We start from the raw sequence: 21,566 nt of genomic DNA, 5'->3' as shown, positions 1-21,566 counted from the left end.
TGATTTTTATTTTCTGCATTCAGCATAGCGGTGAAATCCGTCAATAACTGCGCCTTTCTTTCCTGAGCTGCCGTTTTCAGCGGCAGACTGTCTTTACGCCATCCTGATGATAAGTGTAGGATGTTTCGCCCTCTGCGGCGCTATCTCATCCTCAGAATAATGAGAAGCGTCCCGGGGCATCAGCACATCCTTGCAGGATTTGGACAGGTAAAACAGGAAAATTCATGAACACAACTGAACACACCCCGGCTGAGCAACATGCCGCAAAACGCCGGTGGCTAAACTCGCATGAAGAGGGATACCACAAAGCGATGGGCAACCGCCAGGTACAGATGATTGCTATCGGCGGCGCTATCGGTACCGGGCTATTTTTGGGCGCGGGTGCCCGTTTACAAATGGCTGGCCCCTCGCTGGCGATTGTCTATCTGGTCTGCGGCATTTTCTCTTTCTTCATATTGCGGGCGCTGGGCGAGTTAGTCCTGCACCGCCCCTCCAGCGGCAGTTTTGTTTCTTATGCCCGCGAGTTTCTCGGCGAAAAAGCGGCCTATGTGGCAGGCTGGATGTACTTTGTTAACTGGGCGATGACCGGGATTGTGGACATTACGGCGGTGGCGCTCTATATGCACTACTGGGGCGCGTTCGGTGATGTTCCACAGTGGGTATTTGCGCTCGGCGCGCTGGCCATTGTCGGCACCATGAACATGATTGGCGTAAAGTGGTTTGCCGAAATGGAGTTCTGGTTTGCGCTGATCAAAGTGCTGGCGATTGTCTTGTTCCTCGTGGTCGGCACGGTATTTCTCGGCAGCGGTAAACCGCTTGACGGCGGTACAACCGGGTTTCATTTGATCACCGACAACGGCGGCTTCTTCCCGCACGGCCTGCTGCCGGCGCTGGTGCTGGTCCAGGGCGTGGTATTTGCGTTTGCCTCCATTGAACTGGTTGGCACGGCGGCAGGAGAATGTAAAGATCCGCAGACCATGGTACCAAAAGCTATCAATAGCGTGATCTGGCGCATCGGGCTTTTTTACGTCGGATCGGTGGTGCTGCTGGTGCTGTTATTACCGTGGAATGCCTATCAGGCGGGGCAAAGCCCGTTTGTCACCTTCTTCTCAAAGCTTGGCGTACCCTATATTGGCAGTATCATGAACATCGTGGTGCTGACGGCGGCGCTGTCGAGTCTGAACTCCGGTCTTTACTGTACCGGCCGCATTTTACGCTCCATGTCGATGGGCGGTTCAGCACCGTCGTTTATGTCGAAAATGAGCCGTCAGCAGGTGCCCTACGCCGGGATACTGGCGACGCTGTTTATCTATGTGATCGGCGTGTTTCTGAACTATCTGGTGCCCTCACAGGTCTTTGAGATTGTGCTTAACGTCGCATCAATCGGCATCATCGCCTCATGGGGATTTATTGTGGTTTGCCAGATGCGGCTGCGAAAAGCCATCAAAGAAGGCAAAACCCCCGACGTCGGCTTCAAAATGCCCGGCGCGCCGTTTACCTCCTGGCTTACCCTGCTGTTTTTATTAAGCGTTCTGGTGCTGATGGCTTTTGATTATCCGAACGGCACCTGGACCATCGCTTCTCTGCCGCTGATTGCCATTCTGCTGGTTGCAGGCTGGTTCGGCGTACGCAAGCGGGTGGAGGCTATTCAGCGTCTGGCGCCGGACCACGCCCCCGCCAATAAATAAAATACCCGCCGCGCTGCCTTTCAACACAGCGCGGTTTCTACCCAACTGGCTGATAATGCCGGATGGCGGCTACGCCTTACCCGGCCTGGGACTATACGTAATATCTAAAGTTACCCATAACCGCAGCGCCTTCAGAGCGCAATACGTATCACATCATCCGGCTGGGTGGCTTCTTTTTCGCGGCTGGACGCCTGCTTAACGGTAACAAACAACGTTTGCCCATCGGCTGAAAGCGCGAGGCTATTCGGGAAGGTCGGGGTATCAATGGTTTTCACCACTTTTGCGGTTTTCGCATCAATAACGCTGACTTTACCGGCCTTACGGTGGGTGACATAGACCTCATTTCGCACCGGGTTAAACAACACGGCCAGCGACTCTGGTGCATCAATAGTACTGATGACTTTGCCGTCGCGCAGATCCACCACCAGCACCTGCGGCTGTTTTGAATCGGTGATAAAGGCACGATGACCGTCCACATCCAGGCTCAGGTTGAGCAACATGTGTTCTTTACCATCATCAAGCAGCTTTTTGCGGGACAGGATCTTATTACCTGCGGTATCAATGGTCACCAGTTCACCGTCGGCGTTGGTTACATACAGACGTTTCGCGTCGGCATCCAGCGCCAGACCGGTACCCATCGCGCCAGTATTATTGATGGTGGTTTTCAGCGTCATGGTTTTGCCATCGACTACCCAAACCACGCTTTCTTTACCCAGTCCGGTGATATAGACGGTGTTGGTTTTTTCATCCACCAGCAGTTCACGCGGTTGCAGCGGGCGCAGGCTTTCGGTGCGTTTACGCGCATCCAGCACCAGGCGCCCTTTCACGTCGCCGGTTTTCGCATCCACCGCCGTAATCGCCCCATTAGTGGTATTACCGAACCACAGCGTACCGGTCTGATTGTTGATGGCTGCGCCAAACGGTTTGAGATCGTTATGAATCGCCTGCGTAACCTCAAGCGTGACCGGGTCGAGGCGATAAATTACCCCGCCTTTATCCGTTTTACGGCTCTGTGAGGTGGCAACCCACAGCGCATTTTCCTGCGCGCTGACCGCCATTTCATACGCCCCTTTACCTACAGGCTTGCGCAACATCTCTTCGGCAGCATGGGCGGTGAATGTGCCCGCCAGCAGCAGGGATGTAAGTAAAAGCGACTGGCGCAGGCGCGGCGCGAACCGATGACGTAATGACATAATGACTCCCTTTCTTGAGCAATAGTAGTACCGCTTCACAGGCTTCCCCGGGCGCATTCATGGTGACACCCTGATTTAGATGCGAATAATAATCATTATTTAATGGAATGTGGAGCGTTAATTTTTACCTTTCCGGCAAAAAACGATTTACTTCCTATACTTGCACTTAACGTAAAGTGCCGTTTTGATTTTCAATTTTTTACAAAAACATTAACATGACGGCGAATATCCACTTTGTTGCGTATGTAAGAGCCTTTTAATGAAAATCCCGATCGTCCATCCGGCCGCATTTCCGGCGCTGTTGTTACCCGTTATTGCCCTGCCAGCCCTCTCCTTCGCCGCTGACGATCAGACGCTGATTGTTACTGCTACGCCTCATGCGGTTTCTGAACTGGATACCCCCGCCGCCGTGAGCGTGATCAACGGCGAGGAAATGCGCCATGCCGCGCCGCGCGTCAACCTTTCTGAATCGCTGGGCGCGGTACCGGGTTTACAGGTGCAGAATCGGCAAAACTATGCGCAGGATCTGCAATTGTCGATTCGCGGTTTCGGTTCGCGTTCCACCTACGGCGTGCGCGGCCTGCGACTCTATGTCGACGGTATCCCGGCGACCATGCCCGACGGTCAGGGGCAGACCTCCAATATTGATATCAATAGCGTTGAAAGCGTAGATGTCCTGCGCGGCCCGTTTTCCGCGCTCTACGGCAACTCTTCCGGCGGAGTGATGAATATCACCACCCAGACCGGAGAGCAGCCGCCTGCCATTGAAGCCAGTAGCTATTACGGCAGTTTTGGTACCTGGCGCTATGGACTCAAAGCGACGGGTGCCACCGGTGATGGCACCCAGGCGGGCGACGTGGATTACACCGTGTCGACCAGCCGATTTGCCACCCACGGCTATCGCGATCACAGCGGCGCGCGCAAAAATCTGGCCAATGCCAAACTTGGGGTAAGAATTGATGATGTCAGCAAATTAACCCTGCTGCTTAACAGCGTTGATATCACCGCCAACGATCCAGGCGGCCTTAGCCGTACGGAATGGCACGATAATCCGCACCAGTCGCCGCGCGGCGATCAGTACAACACCCGTAAGGATACCCGGCAAACCCAGGCCGGGCTGCGCTATGAACGTGAACTCAGCAGCGATGACGATCTTAGCGTAATGATGTATGCAGGCGAGCGTGAAACGACGCAGTATCAGTCCATTCCGCGCGCGCCGCAGCTTAATCCCACGCATGCCGGCGGCGTGATTAGCCTTAATCGTCATTATCAGGGGATCGATACCCGCTGGACGCATCGGGGTGAGCTGGGCGTTCCGGTCACCTTTACCACCGGTCTCGATTACGAAAACATGAGCGAGGATCGTAAAGGTTACGAGAATTTTGTCATGGTGAATGGCGCACCTGAATACGGGCAGAAAGGCGCGCTGCGTCGTAATGAACGTAACCTGATGTGGAACCTCGATCCCTATCTGCAAAGCCAGTGGCAGTTAACGCAAAAGCTGTCTCTTGACGCCGGCGTGCGCTACAGCTCAGTGTGGTTTGATTCCAACGATCATTACCAGACGGCGGCCAACGGCGATGACAGTGGTGATGCCAGCTATCATAAATGGCTTCCGGCCGGCTCGCTGAAATACGCGGTCACCGACGCCTGGAATGTGTATCTCTCTGGCGGACGCGGGTTTGAAACGCCGACGATTAACGAGCTGTCGTACCGGTCGGATAATCAGAGCGGGCTTAATTTCAATCTTAAACCCTCAACTAACGACACGATAGAAGTGGGTAGCAAGACGCGTGTAGGCAACGGGCTGTTTACCGCGGCCCTGTTCCAGACGGACACCGATGACGAGATAGTAGTGGATGCCAGCAGCGGCGGGCGAACCAGCTATAAAAACGCGGGCAAAACCCGTCGTCAGGGTGCAGAGTTGTCATTGGATCAGCAATTTGCTGAAAACTGGCGGGCTAAAGCGGCGTGGACCTGGCTTGATGCCACCTATCGCACCAACGTCTGCGGCGCAAATGACTGCAACGGTAACCGGATGCCGGGCATTGCACGCAATATGGGATTTGCCTCTCTGGGCTATGAGCCAGAAAGCGGCTGGTATGCCGGAGGCGACATCCGTTATATGAGCGGCATTATGGCAGACGATGAGAATACCGCCGAAGCGCCGTCGTGGACGGTCGTCGGCCTTAATACCGGCTATAAGTTTAGCTACGGGCACTGGCTGATGGATGTTTTTGGTCGGGTGGATAATCTGTTTGATCGGGAGTATGCGGGGTCGGTTATCGTTAACGAATCTAACGGTCGCTACTACGAACCGGCGCCGGGGCGCAATTACGGCGTCGGCGTCTCGGTGGCCTGGCAGTTCTAACCGCGTTAACCCGGCGGCATCGGCCGCCGGGTTGACCGTCAGAATGTTGTCCAGTTGCCCTGCGGCATGCTGCCTGCGGCCAGTGCAGGTTCACGCGATGCTCGCTGAACGCGGACGCTGTCATCCAGACGGAAAGCGGTCACCAGTTCTTCGAGGATCCGCGCCTGCTCCTCCAGCGAACCGGCCGCCAGTGACGAGGCATTAACCAGTGAGGCATTTTGCTGGGTCGTACTGTCAAGCTCAGATACGGCACGGGCAATCTGCTCAATTCCCCGGCTCTGCTCTTCCGACGCCGAAGAAATTTCGCCCATAATATCGTTCACCCGCGTTACCGAGTCGACCACCTGCTCCATGGTTTTTCCGGCTTTCACCACCAAATCACTGCCGGTATCGATCCGGGATACCGATTCTGCGATCAGGTGCTCAATGTCTTTCGCCGCCTGCGAACTGCGCTGGGAGAGACTGCGAACTTCGCTGGCGACCACTGCAAAACCACGCCCCTGCTCGCCAGCGCGAGCCGCTTCTACTGCCGCATTCAGCGCCAGGATATTGGTCTGAAACGCAATACTGTTAATGACGGCGGTAATATCGGCAATTTTGCGCGAGCTGGTATTAATATCACCCATCGTCGCCACCATATCGCGCATCACGCTGCCTCCCTGGCTTGCTGTGTGCGACGCTTCCGCCGCCAGTTTACTGGCATGACGGGCATTATCCGCGTTATTTTTCACCGTGGCGGTCAGTTGTTCCATACTGGCAGCCGTTTGTACCACTGCCGCCGCCTGTTGCTCGGTGCGGGACGACAGATCGGTATTACCATCGGCAATGTCTGACGCCGCTCTGGTGACCTGCGTCACGCTGTGGCGCACCTCGCCAATCATGGCGCGCAATTTATTATTCATCACGCCCATGGCGGCAGTCAGCTTGCCGAATTCATCCTCACTGCGCGCCACAATACGAGCGCTGAGATCGCCGCTGGCAATGCGCTCTGCAAGCTGCAGATTCTCGCGCATCGGCCGGGTGATCTGGCGTGTAACCCACCACGACACGGCGATCCCCAGCAGAATGGCGATAAACCCTACCAGCGCGGTGATTGTCGATGAAGTATTTGCCAGGCTATCGTTATGCGCTTTTACCAGCACGATAATGTCTTTAATGGCTGCGCTGGAGCGGTCACCGGCGGTTTTAACCGCATCTTCAGCGGTGTTGAGTGACTGCACGGACTGGTAATAATAGATACTGTTATCGCGGTAGGCGGCGCTCTCCTCCCATAACGACTGAAGCTGGGTTCTGGCATCGTCTGGCAGCAGAGGCAGCAGCGTCTGAACCGCGTTTTGCGTGGTGGCGGCAGATTTTTCCAGCGTGTCGCGGGCCTGCTGGCTGGTACTGAACCGTAAGGCCAGCGCCCGGTCACGCACGTTGCCAATGGCAAACAGCACATCATAAAGCTGATAGCTCAGCGCGGTGTCCTCCAGCGGAGTACGGATCAGGGCGGCGTAGCGGGACTGAAGGTCGTCGTTACCGGCCTGATCCAGTGCGCTCCTCAACGCCAGCAATGCAGCGGTGGAGGCCTGCATTGCGCTAACGCTGGTTTTGAATTCTTGCAGATGCTTGTCCACGGCATCAATGACGGCGCTTTCTTGCGGCGTCCAGTCAAGGCTCCGGGCAGATGCGGTGAGTTGCAGCGCGTGATCCACATAATTTGCCATCACCTGGCCTGATTTTTCATCGCTGCTGTAGAAATATTTCAGCCGGTTAATTTTGGCCTGAAAGACTTCTATATTGATATTGTAAATAAGATTGGTTTTTTCATAAACGTCACGTATTTCACGAAAGCGGAGTACGCTGAGGGTGGTAGCGATGGCCACCAGCAAAAGAACGACCCCAAATCCGGTGGCGAGTTTTTTAGTGATAGTGATATTGCGTAAGCGTTGGCGAAAACCAGACATCCCGTACTCCCTGGGTAACCAGTAACATGTATAGCGTGTCTTGTTATCGGCAGAGAAAGGGGTTAATTCAGCCATGCGGAAGGAAAAACGCTCTGAGGCGCGCAGAACGCGAGCCGGATCACATTACGCCGCGCAACGTTGCACGGCGTAATGTCAGTTAACCTTGTCGAATCAACTTTCTTCGGAGACTTTGATCACGACTTTGCCGAAGTTTTTCCCCTCCAGCATCCCGATGAAGGTGTGCGGCGCGTTTTCGAGGCCCCCGGTGACTTCTTCGAGATAGTGAATTTTTTCCGCTTTCACCCACTCGCCCATCTGCTGCTGGAACTCATCAATTCGGTGCGCATAGTCCTGGGCAATAATAAATCCCTGCACCCGCATCCGTTTTTTCAGAATGGTACCCATCAGCAGCGACAGTCGATCCGGTCCTTCCGGCAGGTCGGTAGCATTATAACCGCTCACCAGACCACATACCGGCACGCGCGCGGAGGTATTAAACAGTGGCAGCACGGCATCAAAGACTTTGCCGCCGACGTTCTCATAATAGATATCGATGCCGTCAGGACACGCCGCCGCCAGCTGGTCAGCAAAGTCGTCTGCACGATGGTCAAGACACTCATCAAAGCCCAGTACCTCTTTGGCATGACGGCATTTCTGTGGTCCACCGGCAACACCAATTACCCGGCAGCCCTTGAGTTTACCAATCTGCCCCACCGTCGCGCCTACTGGCCCGGTTGCGGCAGCGACCACCAGCGTTTCCCCCTCTTTCGGATTGCCAATATCCAGCAGCCCCATATAGGCGGTAAAGCCCGGCATTCCCAGCACGCCCAGCGCCCAGGAAAGATGCGGTATGCTGTCATCCAGCTTGACCAGGTCTTTGCCGTCAGAGAGCGCGTACTTCTGCCAGCCGCTGTAGCCAAGTACATAATCGCCCGGCGCAAAATCCGCATGATTCGACTGCTCAACCTGGCTGACTGTTGCCCCAACCATGACGGCACCAATCTCAACCGGCGGCGAATAGGACGGCTGATCACTCATTCTTCCGCGCATATACGGGTCGAGAGAAAGATAGACGGTGCGCAGTAAGAGCTGTCCTTCACCTGGCGCTGAAATCTGCTCTTCTTCAAGACGAAAATTTTCGGCGACCGGCGCACCGTGCGGACGGGACGCGAGGACCCAGCGGCGGTTACGTTGTGGTTGTTGACTCATAAATCGCTCCTTATTGGTTTAATGCATCCATAGATACTAGACCCTGAATCTGTGCACCGCTTCACATTACGCGGCAGAGGGATTTAAGCGCACCACCAGATATACGCATGGCTCTGCCGTTTCATTCATAAACCGACAGTCATTCGGCGGCCCCAGTTCAAGGCAGTCTCCGGCGCGCATTTCGTGGCGCGTATCGCCTTCAATAAACACCAGCTCCCCATGCTGTAGCCAGAGAAGCTGGCGGGCAAGCGCATAGGAGGATGCCGGCATCGGTACATCGCTACCGGCAGGGAGTTCAATTTGCACCAGATCGATGGGCAAATCGCTGCGCGGGGAGACGTGGCGACGCAGATACCCGGTTTGCGGATCGTGCCATACCGGCTGGTTTTGCTGGCGAAGAAGTCTGCCCTCCTGCATTTCGGCCCGGGCAATCAGCATTGACATACTAATACCAAACGCGCCGGAAAGACGCCCCAGCAGCGTTGCCGTTGGACTGCTTTCGCCGCGTTCGATTTTGTGGATCATCGCCCGTGAGACGCCGGACCGCTCCGCCAGATCGCTCAATGACCAGCTCCGTGATTCGCGCTCAATCCGAATGCGGCTGCTGATCCGCTGGTTAATAGTATCTTCAGAATTATTCATCGCGCTCCACGGGGTAATAAAAATGATGACAATACGGCGTACAGTATTGTAATAATATCGTACTACTATAGTGTACAACTGCTGAGGTCATTATGTCACTTCGTTACGCCTGTCAGGATGACTGTGCTGCCATCGCCGCCATCTACAATCATGCAGTACTGCACACTGCCGCCATCTGGAATGACACTACGGTTGATACGGATAACCGCATTGCCTGGTTTGAGGCGCGCACGCTGGCGGGTTATCCGGTGCTGGTGAGCGAGGAGAATGGCGTAGTGACAGGCTATGCGTCATTTGGTGACTGGCGCGCCTTTGATGGCTTTCGCCACACGGTTGAGCACTCGGTGTATGTCCATCCCGATTATCAGGGTCAGGGAACAGGCCGGACGCTGCTTGCTCAATTGATCATCGAGGCACAGCGCATCGGCAAGCACGTCATGGTCGCCGGGATAGAATCGCAAAACAGGGCCTCGCTGCATCTTCACCGTACGCTCGGGTTTATTACCACCGCACAAATGCCGCAGGTCGGCACCAAGTTTGGCCGCTGGCTGGATCTGACATTTATGCAACTGCAACTGGATCAGCGCAGCGATCCGGATGGCACAGTATGAATCAGACGCTTACCCTCACCTTCCTGGTGGCGGCCGGCATCGGGCTGGTGGTGCAAAATACGCTGATGGTGCGTATCACCCAGTCCTCCTCCACGGTACTTATCGCCATGCTGCTTAATTCGCTGGTGGGTATAGTGCTGTTTGTCACCATCCTGCTGTTTAAAAACGGTGCTGGAGGGTTCAGCGAGCTGGCCGCGAATGTACGCTGGTGGACTTTGCTCCCGGGCCTGCTGGGATCGTTTTTCGTCTTCGCCAGCATTAGCGGCTATCAATACGTTGGCGCAGCCACCACCGTTGCCGTACTGGTAGCCAGTCAGCTTATCGGCGGACTGGTGCTGGATATCGTTAAAAGTCAGGGGCTGACGTGGCGGGAGCTGATAAGCCCGGTATGCGGGGCCGTGCTGCTGGTCATTGGCGTCTGGCTGGTAGCAAAGCGATCGTTTTAAAGTAGAGTAACGTAGACGTTGCATGACAGTGTGTTTAGAAAAACAAATCTCCCGAAGGAGATTTGGCTTGATCTGTGATTTTATCGGGATAATAACTGAACGCTTACTTGTTCATTATCTTCATCTTTGTTGATAAAAGTGCTGTCATCGCAAATCAATATTTCGTCAGATTCCAGCCATAGCTGAGAGTCAATTTCCCCTCCATTGATTACCATCCACACTGACCCATCCTCAAGAGTCAGTATTGACTCCTGGTCATTTTTAGTTTGAAGCCAGTGTCCGGACTCACAGTCGGCATAAGCTCCAGCAGATAATAATAGTAAACTCAACAACAACATTGTTTTTTTCAAAAAATATGCCCTGGGAATTCATCAACGGATTATTAGCGTATTTATGTGCGGATAGATGGAATACCACTTAGAAATTTATCTAGCCGCTTTTTCTTCAAATCTTATATTTCAGGTATACCGACTAATATCAAATACGTGTTTTTATAAACAGACGCTTATTGATCGTAAGAACAATACCCTCCCTTATGGTGAGAACCCGTACCGCCATGCGGATGCTGACCTTTAGGGCAGGCAAATGCAGAAACTGATATCAGAAGTAAACCCAGGCACATCATTAGTTTTTTGATTTTCATAACATTTTCCTCATCCAATAACAAAGCCCGCACATTTGAGCGGGCTTTGTTATTGAGTCGTAATTATAGGTGTGATGCAGGGTGAGTAACTTTGATCTTGCGCATTTATTTTCACTGATAAGATGGTTGATCATCATCTGTACGTTATTCGTAATCAGCAGTTCTGTGCACGTGCAGCCTCAAATGAGGCTGCACTCTTCTTTTGCGATCGACGGCCGAAACTGCGCCTGTCATCACGCTGAACGCGCTACAAAATCGTGCCGCCCTTGGTTAACTGCTCGCGACGCGCGTCTTTATCTTCCCGATGCTGATGCCCATGATGCGCAATAGCGTTACGCAAACGCTGCTGCTGTTCATAACGGTCTTCGCGTGACAGCTCGGTATCATCGCTTAATACCACCAGCAGTTCGTTCATATGGGTGATGACGTCTTCCATAAGGGTGGCGTCTACGCGGCGGCGAACCTCATCCAGGTGCGACATACTTTCTCCTTTGTACTAGTTCAGTTTGGCTTTCGAAAAATCACTGCCCATCAGGCTTACACTATACCCGCTCACGTTGCTGCGGGTGGCATAAAATGTCTTTCCGTTGGCCAGGGCGATCCACGGCGCCTGCTGATAGTAAATTTCCTGGGCCTGCGCATACAGTGCTGCCCGGTCCGCCGGAACGCTGGTCAGACGCGCTTTTTGCACTAAATCGTTATAGCCCTTATCGCACCAGCGAGCCGCGTTGGAGCCGGTTTTAATGCTGTTACAGCCCAGCAGAACGTCCGCGAAGTTATCCGGATCGCCATTATCCGACATCCAGCCAAACAGCGCGGTATCATGCTCGCCTTTACGCATACCAGAGAGATACTCACCCCACTCGTACGAGACGATTTTGGCTTTTACGCCCACTTTCGCCCAGTCGCTTTGCAGCATTTCCGCAATACGGCGCGAGTTCGGGTTATAGGGACGTTGCACCGGCATTGACCATAACGTTGCTTCAAAGCCCTTCTCCAGACCCGCCTGTTTAAGCAAATCTTTGGCTTTTTGCACGTCGTAACCATAATCTTTCAGGTCTTTATTAAAGCCCAGCATATTCGGTGGGATTGGCGATTTCGCGACTGTACCAGACCCCATAAAGACGGCATTAATAATGGCTTCTTTGTCGGTGGCATAATTTAACGCCTGGCGCACCAGCACATTATCAAACGGTTTTTTCTCGGTATTAAACGCCAGATAGCCGACGTTCAGTGCATCAACGGAGTGTAGCGCCAGATCTTTATTCTTTTTGATCACATCAAACTGCACCGGTGACGGTGCGGGAATAATCTGGCACTCGTTGGTCTGTAATTTCGCCAGGCGTGTTTCAACATTCGGCGTAATAGAGAAAATCAGATGCTTAGTCGGAACCTCGCCGTCCCAGTAATGGGGGTTGGCAATATAACGAATGAGAGAATCCACTTTATATTGTTGCAGCGCGTAAGGTCCGGTACCCACCGGCCAGGTATCGACGTTTTCTGGAGTGCCTTTTTTCAGCATCGCATCGGCGTATTCCGCAGACAGGATAGAGGCAAAATCCATTCCCCAGTCGGCAAGAAACGCGGCATTCGGCTCGCTGAGGGTAAATTGAACGTGATAATCATCAATCTTTTTCACGTCGGTAATCAGCTTATCCAGCCCAACGTCATTGAAGTACTCGTAATTGCCCTGCGACACATTGTGGTAAGGATGCTTAGGGTCTTTCTGACGCATCACCGAGAAAATAACATCGTCGGCATTAAAATCGCGGGTGGGCTTAAAAAACTTATTGCTGTTGAACTTCACGCCCTGACGCAGGGTAAAGGTATAGGTTTTACCGTCAGGTGAAATGGTCCACTCGGTGGCCAGCGACGGGATCGGCGTATTCTTCTCGCGATCGAAGTTAATCAAACGGTTATACAGAACCTGCGAGCTGGCGACAAACGTCGGCCCGGAACTGGCAATCTGCGGGTTGAACGATTCCGGAGAAGCTTCGGAACAGTAAATCAGCGTATCATTATTTGCCGCCCAGGCGGCGCTTGCCGGTAATAAGGTGCTCAGCGCCAGCGCGAGCAGCGATTTTCCCATCGACATGGTTATAAGCCTTTCGGTTTTATTATATGAAGCTTAATAACAGCATAGCGATGTGTAACTGGCAAATAACAAATCACTATCAGGTTATGCTTAAGGAGCATTTTTCGCTGATATTCCAGGCATTTTCACCCCTGCCCCTGCGCCAGCGGTCCACAAGCGGGTCAATGCCGCGAGAATTACCCAGTTTTAGCCTCTCTTCCACCGTTTATCCGATCGCGCATTGCGTAAAGTAGAGCGGTGAAAAAGTCAGTGAGATGAAAACGTGGCAAAAACTCTTTTACGCAGCGGCGATTTAGACGATTTTCAGGCGGTGGGTGGCGGTGGCCAGGCCGTTTTTGAGTCGGCGCTGCAAATTCGTGAGACGCTGCGCCTGCGTAAACAACAGGCAATGGCAGAGTGTCTGGCGATCCCGCAGGTTAATGATGATGGCGATCGCGTCCACTGGTACTCGCCCATTGAAGGCCAGCCGGTGGCCTGGCTGGCAGCCGATGCGCCGACCCGCGCCCGCGCGCTGCAAAGCCTTGAAGCCACCTTTGAGGCGGCCTCGGCCCTCAGCCGCAAATGCCTGCAATCGGCGAAAACCGCGCAGCAGCTCTTCGGCTCCCTGCTGGAGAAGGCGCAGCAGTTCCCCGGTGAAAATCATCTTTTCCTCGTTGACGGCAAGCCGGTTATTACCTTCTGGGGCTTTGTGAATCTCAACGACAATGCCCGGGAAGATGTATTTGACTGTCTGCGCCAGCCTGCGGTGATTGAGCCTGCCCTTATTGTGCTTCCGGTTGAGGAAGAGGAAGCTCCGACAGTCGTGCCGCTCAGTCAGCCGGATGAGCCGTTGTTGACGCCACCCCCAGTCGCCGCTCCCGAACCGCTGGCGGCGTATGTGTTACCTGAACCGGCTGCGGAAGCGGTACCCGCCCCACAGCAAAAAAAATCACGCCGCCGTTTTCCGCTGTGGACTGTCAGCATTGCCGCCATCCTGATTGCAGCAGGGGTTGCGCCGTTGCTGCTCAATAACACCCCGACGCCTGCGGCGCCCGTCGTCGGGTCAGCGCATCGCCCTTTGCCTGAAGCGATTGCTGCGCTGCCGCTCGATCAGGCCGGGGTAGTAAAACCGGCACGGCCTGAGGTTGTCCCCAGCGCGCCAGTGGTGATTGCCGCCATTCCTAAGGAAGCAATGGTCATGGACGCAAGTCAGGTTCGGGCAGGCTTAACGCGCTTTCTCAACGGTAACTGGCAGGTCAACATTGCCATTCAGGACCCTGTTACCGGTAAAGCGCCGAATCTGCGTTTTCAGATCCAGAACAATAAAGGCACGGCACGACTGGTACAGGGAAAAAATATTGTCTGCCGCGCGGACCTTTTTTCGGGTCTGCACCAGAGCGGCGAGCTGATGATAAAAAGCCGTAATAATGCCCGATGCAACGACGGCTCCCGCTACCCGATGCCGGAAATTACCTGCAAAGCTGGCGTTAACGACGTTGCACAATGCGTTGCCCGCTATGACGCCGCAGACGCGGTTCCTGTGACGTTTCGAAAAATAGGTGCCTGATCCCATGCTGGTAAATCTCTGCGACTACAAACAGAGCGTCACGTTAATCGCCAACAGTGGCGTGCAATTTCTTGATTTTGGCCTGACGCCACTGGACGCACCACACAGCGGCCGCTTTGTGCGCAAGACCGCGAACGGGCCGCTGCTGCGCCTTGATTACGATCCTGCCAGCGAGCGGTACACCCTGCCCGGGCATGACGGTGCACGCCCCGAAGTGGTCAAGCCCGAAAGTACCCTGGGGCTGCCGCACTCGCTGACCCTGCTCGACGGCGTCTGGCTGCCGCTGCCCTTTTTACGCTTTAATCCACCCCGCACCTTTGTTGAGGGACCCGACAACTGGGGACGGATGCAGATCCGCAAACTCGACGCGCCGGATAGCGCAGGCAATACGCACCGCATCACGCTGGCGCTGGACACGCAAATCAGCGAGCGTTCACCCGCTGCGCTCGCCCCCGTGGAAAACGATCTGCTCAACGGCACCCGCTTTGCGCTGGCGTGGCAGGATAGTGAACTGGCCGATTTTCTCGACCAGACCTGGATCGACGGCTGGCTGCGCGAGGTATTTACCCACTCTGTAACGCAGTACGAGAAGCGCAGCGAGATGGAGATGGCGCAGGCGCTGAGAAGTTTCGAATATCAGGGACACTGGCTGAACTTACTGGCGCTGCTGGGCGAGCAGCTTACCGTGCCTGAAGTCAGGCTGGTAACAGCGACGCTCAGTACCCCGGCAATCCCGGTCGATCTGATCCTTGATGTCGGTAATACCCACACCTGCGGCATCATTATTGAAGATCACGGTGATGCCAATGACGGTCTGCGTCAGACGGCGGAACTGCAAGTGCGCTCACTCAGTGAGCCGCAGTTTTTTAATGACCCCCTGTTTACCAGCCGCCTTGAATTCTCCGAGGCGCGCTTCGGCAAACAGCATTTTTCGGTACAGAGCGGGCGTGAAGATGCGTTTATCTGGCCCTCCATCGTTCGCGTAGGCGACGAGGCGCGCAAGATGGCGATGCAGCGGCTGGGGACCGAAGGCAATAGCGGTATTTCCAGTCCGCGGCGCTATTTGTGGGATGAGACGCCGGTACTCCAGGACTGGCGATTTAGCCAGATGAACGCCAAAACCCATCGTGAACCGCTGGCGACGGCTTTCCCGCTGATGAACCTGATGAACGACGACGGCCAGCCGCTATTTACCCTGCCGCCGGATGAACGCTTGCCGGTCTTCTCACCGCTTTACAGCCGAAGTACGCTGATGACGCATATGCTCTGCGAGTTGCTGGCGCAGGCGCTGGGACAAATTAACAGCGTTGCCACGCGTCTGCGTCTGGGTTTTCCGGCGTCACCGCGCCAGTTGCGCACCATCATTCTTACCCTGCCCTCCGCGATGCCTAAACAGGAGCGCGAAATCTTTCGCCGTCGCATGTTTGAAGCCATCGCGCTGGTGTGGAAAGCGATGGGCTGGCACCCGCAGGACGACGATTTCGTCAGCCAGAAACAGCGGGAGAAAAGCCGGGTCCCGGTGCCTGAAATCCAGATGGAATGGGATGAAGCCAGCTGTGGTCAACTGGTGTGGCTGTATAACGAGGCTATCTCGCATTTTGGCGGGCAGACCGGGGCCTTCTTTGCCTCGCGCATCCGCCCCGATCGTGGGACCGCAGGCGATCGTACCTTGCGGGTCGCCTCAATCGATATTGGCGGCGGCACCACTGATATGGCAATTACCCATTATCAGCTGGATGACGGTACCGGCAGTAATGTCAAAATCACGCCGCACCTGCTGTTTCGTGAAGGCTTTAAAGTGGCCGGCGATGATGTCCTGCTGGATATCATACAACGTTACGTTCTGCCCGCCCTGCAAACCCGTCTGCAAAAATCAGGCATTGTAGATGCTGCGGCGCTTATGGCGACGCTGTTTGGTGACTCTGGCCGCATCGACACCCAGGCGGTGTTGCGCCAGCAAACCACTCTGCAACTGTTTATGCCCGTCGGACACGCGATCCTCGCGGCCTGGGAGCAGTGTGGTACTGACGATCCGCTGGCCGGAATGCACGCCACTTTCGGCGATCTGCTTGACCAGCCGCCGGGGCGTAACGTGATGAATTATCTTAATCAGGCGATTGAACATGCGCTGCCAGCCGGGGCTGAGACATTCGACATTCTGGCCGTGCCGCTGGAGGTTAATTTCAGTGAATTACAGCGCGCCATGCTCGCCGGTGAGTTTACCCTTGCGGCTCCGCTACATGCGGTATGTGAAGCCATTTCGCACTATGTTTGCGATGTGCTGTTGATTACCGGACGTCCGGGCTGTCTGCCTGGCGTTCAGGCGCTGATCCGTCATCTTCAACCGGTGCCGGTTAACCGGATGGTCTGGCTGGATAAGTATCGCGTTCATGAATGGTATCCGTTCAGCCAGCAGGGACGGATCGGCAATCCTAAATCCACCGCCGCCGTGGGCGCCATGCTGTGCAGTCTGGCGCTGGATCTGCGTTTGCCACGCTTTAATTTCAAGGCCGCCGATATCGGCGCATATTCGACGGTGCGCTATCTTGGCGTGCTGGATAACACGGTGAATACGCTGCGGGATGAGAATATCTGGTATCACCACATTGATCTGGATAAAGGCGGCAGCAAGCTGGATGCGCGCCTGCATTTCCCGCTGCGCGGCAACGTGACGCTGGGCTTTCGTCAGCTGGCGAATGTCCGCTGGCCCGCCACGCCGCTGTACACGCTGAGTATTAATTCTCCGGAGCTTGCCAAAGCCATTGCCGGCGACGGCGTACTGAATGTGCGTTTGCAGCTTAGCGGCGGCAGTAAAGCCCACGGCCCGGAAGCTTTTGTCCTCAGTGATGCCTGGTTGCAGGACGGTACGCCGGTGGCGGCCGATGCACTGACCCTGAAGCTGAACACGCTGGCCGACCGCCGTCACAGCGGCAGCCATTATTGGATCGACAGCGGGAGCATCTATTTAAAATGACTCAGTTACAGTCAGTCAGCCACTGGATTGATGAGGTTCGCCAGCGTTCAGCGCTACTTGATAGCGATGCCGATGCCCTGCACCTGCGTCTGGCGGAAATCGCGTCCCGCCAGCAAAAACTGGCGCAGGCTCAAAAAGAAGGCGCCAGCGTGGCGCTATACGGCCATTCGCAGGCGGCAAAAGCCCATTTGTTAACGGCGCTGTGCGGCAACGTGCAGGGTCGACTGACCGTGCGCCCGGGAGAGAAAACCCTCGACTATTTTAGTCACATCAATCCGGGCCATGCGCTGACCCGCATGGCGCTGCGTTTCACTCATCAGCCCGCGACGCCCGATGAAGCGTTTCCCCTGCGTCTGGCGCTAATCAGCGAAGCGGAGCTGGTGCAGCTATTTATAGTTCATGCCCGGGAGCAAATACACGTCAGGCCGGTAGAGCGCACGGTGATTGAAGCCCGCCTCCACACCTGGCGCACACTGCGGCAATCGCAACCGGTACCCGGTCTGAATGCCAGCGACGTTGCCGCGATTGCCCATTTCTGGCGTCAGCATATTCCGGCCCCGCAGCAGCAGATTGATGATTACCTGTGGCAACAGTTTGCCGACCTGCTGCCGGCGCTCGATCTCAGTACCCGCGCCAGCGCGTGGTCGTTATTGTGGGGCGAACAGCAGGAATTGACCCGGCAATGGCTGGCCCTGGCGCATGTTCTGCACCAGACCGGGAATGCCCGTGAGGTGGCGGCTCCACTAAGCTTACTGGTCGATCAGTTTGCCCTGCCGGCAGACGGATTTTTAACCGCGGAAAGTCATGCTGAAGGCGAAGTGGTGGTGCATCCGTGGGCCGATTCACAATTGCGCAGTGCCATTAGTCTGCCTATTTCAACCCTGTCTTTGCTGACCTGCGAACTGATCCTGCCGTGTGAACATGGCGCGTTATCGCAGGTTGACGTCCTCGATATTCCGGCTCCCGCCCCGCAGGATAATGCCCCGCTATGGGTAAGCAAAGCGCACTGGCTGATGGAGCGCTACCGTCAACATTTGCAGCCAGACGTGCTGGTGATTTGCAATGCCGTGGCAACCCGCGGGCAAACTCCTGCAACAGCGAAAATGTTGCGCCAGTGGGTGGATGAAACCCAGGCCAGCGAGGAGGTTTCTTTGCCGGGGCTGGTATGGGCCATAACGCCGCAGGACGATCGGTTTACCCGTAAAGTAAACTTCGATGAGTCCGTTCAGCAACTGCTGGGAAAACCCGGTCAGCGCTGGGGAACATTACAGGCGCTCGATGCCGGAAGCGTACAGCGGTTGCTGGAGTGGTTATCACAAGCCACTTCCGCCGGACCACGCGAGGCTCGCCTGAAGGCGCTTGCCACCCGCTATCACCAGCAGTTGCAAACCCTGATGCAGCCCTGGCGCAGCACAAAGGTTAACAACCACGATGCCATGATTAAGGAGTTACAACGTCACGCGGCACGACAAGGTGATATCCTGGACGGACTGCTGCCTGACGTGACGTTGTTCGAGTCCATCTGGCAGGTGCAGTTGCCTCGTGAGGAGAAAGTGAACGGCCTGTTTAATGAGGCCATCGATCTGTTTGCCCAGGATACGGCTCCGGCGACGTCGCGCGATCGGGAAGAAGATATTGCTCAGCAGGCACATCGTCTGTGGGTACAACATCTGCGTCAGTGGAGCCGCCAGACTAAAAATGCGCCGGGGCTGTCTTCTGCGACGCTGCAACAGCTGGCGGATTGTCTTATCGTGACCAGCTACCGGCTGGATCTGGTGGGTCAGCTACAAACGGCTATACAGCAAAATAATGCCCGTGCGGCCCAGCTTCACGCGGTGATGGGCAATTTTATTGCCTGGCTGGGGTATGCGGATGCTCCGCTGGATCAGCGCCCCGCCAGTCGGATTGCCAGCGGTAGCGCCGTATTCGCAGCGAATAATGCCAACAGTATGACCCGTCTTGACAGACTGGCAGAACAGCCGGTCCATGCGGCAACCCGCTATGTCTATGACTGGCTGGTGGCGCTGTATACCCGCGCCTGTGAAAATGAACGCTATCAGGCGGCCCAGGATGTCGGTATCGCCGACCGGGAACGGCTTGAGGAATGGCTTCGCTGATCGTTGCCCGGCGTGATTGCCGGGCATCATATTGTCAGGGGTATTAAAAAAGCGACAGCAGGAGCGCCATCGGAAAGCTAAAAGGCCAGGTTGCCCCCACCAGCACCGCCGCGAGTAAGCGTATACTGCGGCGATCTTTGGTCAGAAACCACGTTATTAGCCCACAGACAACTGCCATGACGGCATAGAACACCAGCATTTTATGATAGAACGTCATCGTTCAGGTCTCCACCCTGGAGAAAACGCCGCGAAATATGCCTCTTTTTCTGATCTACATCAAGTTTTTCTGGCACATTTTCCTAAACCCAAACTAGAATCAGAACTGCGCCTGAAAATTACCGCTTTTCGGGGCCGATTTTTCTGAGCGCATTTTACCATTTGGTCAAACTTTTGAGGGTTATAAGACTATGGAAGTTTCGGACAAAACCGTGGTGATGATTAACGTTTTTGCAGCACTTGGCCTTTTTAGCCTGCTTTCATTGCGTTTTGGATGGTTCCTCTGATGATTTGGTCACCCCGGTGACAAAACGCCCGACACCGTCGGGCGTTCATCATTCTTTTTGTCTCACGTGTGTTTGATCATGACGTGCCGGACGACGGTATAGTCTTCCAGACCGTACAACGACATATCCTTGCCATAACCCGACTGTTTTTGCCCGCCGTGCGGCATCTCACTGACCAGCATGAAATGGGTATTTACCCAGGTGCAGCCATATTGCAGGCTGGCGCTGAGGCGGTGCGCACGTCCCACGTCGCGCGTCCACACGGATGATGCCAGCCCGTAGTGTGAATCATTAGCCCAGGATAACACCTGCTCTTCATCGCGAAATGCCGTAACGCTGACCACCGGACCAAAAACCTCGTGCTGAACAATCTCATCCTCCTGCCGGGCGCCTGCCAGCAGCGTCGGCTGAAAATAATAGCCTGGCCCCCCGACTTTATGGCCCCCGGTGACGACCTGGATATGCGCCTGCGCACTGGCTTTTTCAACGGCGTCGGCAACCCGCGCCAGATGGGCCTTTGAACTGAGCGGTCCGAGTTCGCTGGCAGCATCTTCAGGAGGGCCCATTCTGATGCTGGCCACTGCCGCACCCAGTTTTTCCACCAGCGCGTCATAAATGCCCTCGTGGACATAGAGACGGCAGGCAGCAGTACAATCCTGACCGGCGTTATAAAACCCGAAAGTGCGTACCCCCTCAACCACGTCATCCAGACAGGCGTCGTCAAACACAATGACCGGCGCCTTTCCGCCCAGCTCCATGTGCGTCCGTTTTACCGACGAGGCGGTATGGCGAAGAATATGCTGTCCGGTAGCAATGGAGCCGGTCAGCGAAACCATGCGCACTTTATGATGCCCGGTCAGCGGATCGCCCACCGTGTGACCGCGACCAGACAGTACGTTCAGTACCCCCGGCGGGAAGATATCTTTGGCCAGCCCAGCCAGTGCCAGTGCAGTAAGCGGCGTAATTTCAGAGGGTTTAAGCACCACGCAGTTGCCTGCCGCCAGCGCCGGTGCCAGTTTCCAGGCGGCCATCATCAGAGGATAATTCCACGGCGCAATCGACACCACGACACCCAGCGGGTCGCGGCGGATCATAGAGGTATGTCCTTCAAGATATTCGCCTGCGGCCAGCCCGTTCAGACAACGGGAGGCACCGGCAAAAAAGCGAAACACATCGACGATTGCCGGGATCTCATCACTCTTCACGCAGTGCAGCGGCTTGCCGCAGTTTTTTGACTCAAGGCCAGCCAGCATATCGGCGTGCTGCTCAATGGTATCGGCCAGTTTTAACAGACAATCGGCGCGGGTTTTCGGCGTTGTACGCCCCCATTGCTCAAAAGCCGCTGCCGCAGCGTTGACCGCAGCATCAACCTGCCCCGGTGACGCCTCCGCCAGCATCAGCAGCACGTCTCCGGTAGCTGGGTTGTATACCGGCTGCGTTTCGCCTTCACCTGCCACCAGTTCGCCGTTAATCAGTAAATGATGTTGCATCGTGTTGTCCTGTTCAGAGTGAGGGGATCTGATAGAGTAAAATGCAGCAAGCGTGCCAGGTGTGAGCGCACGTCGACAGTGATAAAAGC

General features: G+C 55.2%; 16 protein-coding genes. 8 read left to right on the top strand and 8 right to left on the bottom strand.

The features are described 5' to 3' along the window. The first annotated feature begins 224 nt into the window (after positions 1 to 224). Positions 225 to 1,688 carry an L-asparagine permease gene (gene ansP / locus AC791_RS11520; RefSeq protein WP_049840576.1) on the top strand — a complete coding sequence of 488 codons (1,464 nt, stop codon included), beginning with the start codon at positions 225 to 227 and terminating at the stop codon, positions 1,686 to 1,688. Between the two features lie 131 nt (positions 1,689 to 1,819). Here the strand turns inward: ansP and AC791_RS11515 are convergent, their stop codons facing one another. Then, positions 1,820 to 2,881: a YncE family protein gene (locus AC791_RS11515; RefSeq protein WP_049840575.1), complete on the bottom strand. Its 1,062-nt coding sequence runs from the start codon at positions 2,879 to 2,881 to the stop codon at positions 1,820 to 1,822. Positions 2,882 to 3,140: 259 nt separating this feature from the next. Here AC791_RS11515 and pqqU point away from each other — a divergent pair, with 259 nt between their 5' ends. Continuing rightward, entirely contained in the window at positions 3,141 to 5,252 is a 2,112-nt protein-coding gene (gene pqqU / locus AC791_RS11510; protein ID WP_049840574.1) for a TonB-dependent receptor PqqU, read from the top strand. A 38-nt stretch (positions 5,253 to 5,290) separates the two neighbouring features. Here pqqU and AC791_RS11505 read toward each other — a convergent pair whose 3' ends face one another. From AC791_RS11505 to AC791_RS11495, 3 genes are all read right to left on the bottom strand, one after another. Further along, positions 5,291 to 7,201, bottom strand: a complete 1,911-nt coding sequence (locus tag AC791_RS11505) for a methyl-accepting chemotaxis protein (RefSeq protein WP_072094345.1) — start codon at positions 7,199 to 7,201, stop codon at positions 5,291 to 5,293. Between the two features lie 171 nt (positions 7,202 to 7,372). Beyond that, entirely contained in the window at positions 7,373 to 8,410 is a 1,038-nt protein-coding gene (locus tag AC791_RS11500) for an NADP-dependent oxidoreductase (protein ID WP_049840573.1), read from the bottom strand. A 66-nt stretch (positions 8,411 to 8,476) separates the two neighbouring features. Further along, positions 8,477 to 9,052: a helix-turn-helix domain-containing protein gene (locus AC791_RS11495; protein ID WP_049840572.1), complete on the bottom strand. Its 576-nt coding sequence runs from the start codon at positions 9,050 to 9,052 to the stop codon at positions 8,477 to 8,479. A gap of 92 nt (positions 9,053 to 9,144) precedes the next feature. Between AC791_RS11495 and AC791_RS11490 the strand changes: the two genes are divergently transcribed. Together AC791_RS11490 and AC791_RS11485 are read left to right on the top strand one after the other, a co-directional pair. Further along, positions 9,145 to 9,663 (top strand): GNAT family N-acetyltransferase, encoded by a 519-nt coding sequence (locus AC791_RS11490; protein WP_049840571.1) that lies wholly within the window; start codon positions 9,145 to 9,147, stop codon positions 9,661 to 9,663. Next, a complete protein-coding gene (locus tag AC791_RS11485; RefSeq protein ID WP_049840570.1) occupies positions 9,660 to 10,109 on the top strand; it encodes a DMT family transporter in 450 nt (149 codons plus the stop codon). The genes AC791_RS11490 and AC791_RS11485 overlap by 4 nt, the downstream gene beginning before the upstream one ends. A gap of 890 nt (positions 10,110 to 10,999) precedes the next feature. On the opposite strand, the gene AC791_RS11480 is transcribed toward AC791_RS11485, so the two are convergent. Then, positions 11,000 to 11,233, bottom strand: coding sequence for a DUF2526 family protein (locus AC791_RS11480; RefSeq protein WP_049840569.1), 234 nt, complete (start codon positions 11,231 to 11,233; stop codon positions 11,000 to 11,002). A gap of 15 nt (positions 11,234 to 11,248) precedes the next feature. Further along, the gene (locus tag AC791_RS11475; RefSeq protein ID WP_049840568.1) at positions 11,249 to 12,847 is read right to left on the bottom strand and encodes an ABC transporter substrate-binding protein; all 1,599 of its coding nucleotides are present in this window, start codon (positions 12,845 to 12,847) and stop codon (positions 11,249 to 11,251) included. A gap of 262 nt (positions 12,848 to 13,109) precedes the next feature. Here AC791_RS11475 and AC791_RS11470 point away from each other — a divergent pair, with 262 nt between their 5' ends. Genes AC791_RS11470 through AC791_RS11460 form a run of 3 tightly spaced genes read left to right on the top strand, consistent with a single transcriptional unit; the run spans position 13,110 to position 19,484 of the window. Further along, complete coding sequence (locus AC791_RS11470) at positions 13,110 to 14,393, top strand: SrfA family protein (RefSeq protein WP_049840567.1); 1,284 nt, start codon at positions 13,110 to 13,112, stop codon at positions 14,391 to 14,393. Positions 14,394 to 14,397: 4 nt separating this feature from the next. Beyond that, complete coding sequence (locus AC791_RS11465) at positions 14,398 to 17,367, top strand: virulence factor SrfB (RefSeq protein WP_049841610.1); 2,970 nt, start codon at positions 14,398 to 14,400, stop codon at positions 17,365 to 17,367. Beyond that, the gene (locus AC791_RS11460) at positions 17,364 to 19,484 is read left to right on the top strand and encodes a virulence factor SrfC family protein (RefSeq protein WP_049840566.1); all 2,121 of its coding nucleotides are present in this window, start codon (positions 17,364 to 17,366) and stop codon (positions 19,482 to 19,484) included. The genes AC791_RS11465 and AC791_RS11460 overlap by 4 nt, the downstream gene beginning before the upstream one ends. A gap of 43 nt (positions 19,485 to 19,527) precedes the next feature. Here the strand turns inward: AC791_RS11460 and AC791_RS19840 are convergent, their stop codons facing one another. Next, complete coding sequence (locus AC791_RS19840; protein WP_072094344.1) at positions 19,528 to 19,701, bottom strand: GhoT/OrtT family toxin; 174 nt, start codon at positions 19,699 to 19,701, stop codon at positions 19,528 to 19,530. Between the two features lie 190 nt (positions 19,702 to 19,891). Here AC791_RS19840 and yncL point away from each other — a divergent pair, with 190 nt between their 5' ends. Further along, positions 19,892 to 19,987 (top strand): stress response membrane protein YncL, encoded by a 96-nt coding sequence (gene yncL / locus AC791_RS19835; protein ID WP_072094343.1) that lies wholly within the window; start codon positions 19,892 to 19,894, stop codon positions 19,985 to 19,987. A gap of 62 nt (positions 19,988 to 20,049) precedes the next feature. On the opposite strand, the gene patD is transcribed toward yncL, so the two are convergent. Next, positions 20,050 to 21,477: an aminobutyraldehyde dehydrogenase gene (patD, locus tag AC791_RS11455; RefSeq protein ID WP_049840565.1), complete on the bottom strand. Its 1,428-nt coding sequence runs from the start codon at positions 21,475 to 21,477 to the stop codon at positions 20,050 to 20,052. Between the last annotated feature and the right edge of the window lie 89 nt (positions 21,478 to 21,566).

It is taken from the genome of Klebsiella sp. RIT-PI-d, from assembly GCF_001187865.1.
Taxonomy (GTDB): domain Bacteria; phylum Pseudomonadota; class Gammaproteobacteria; order Enterobacterales; family Enterobacteriaceae; genus Superficieibacter.
The sequence above is the reverse complement of the archived record's forward strand: the minus strand, read 5'-3'. Positions and strand labels throughout refer to the sequence as shown.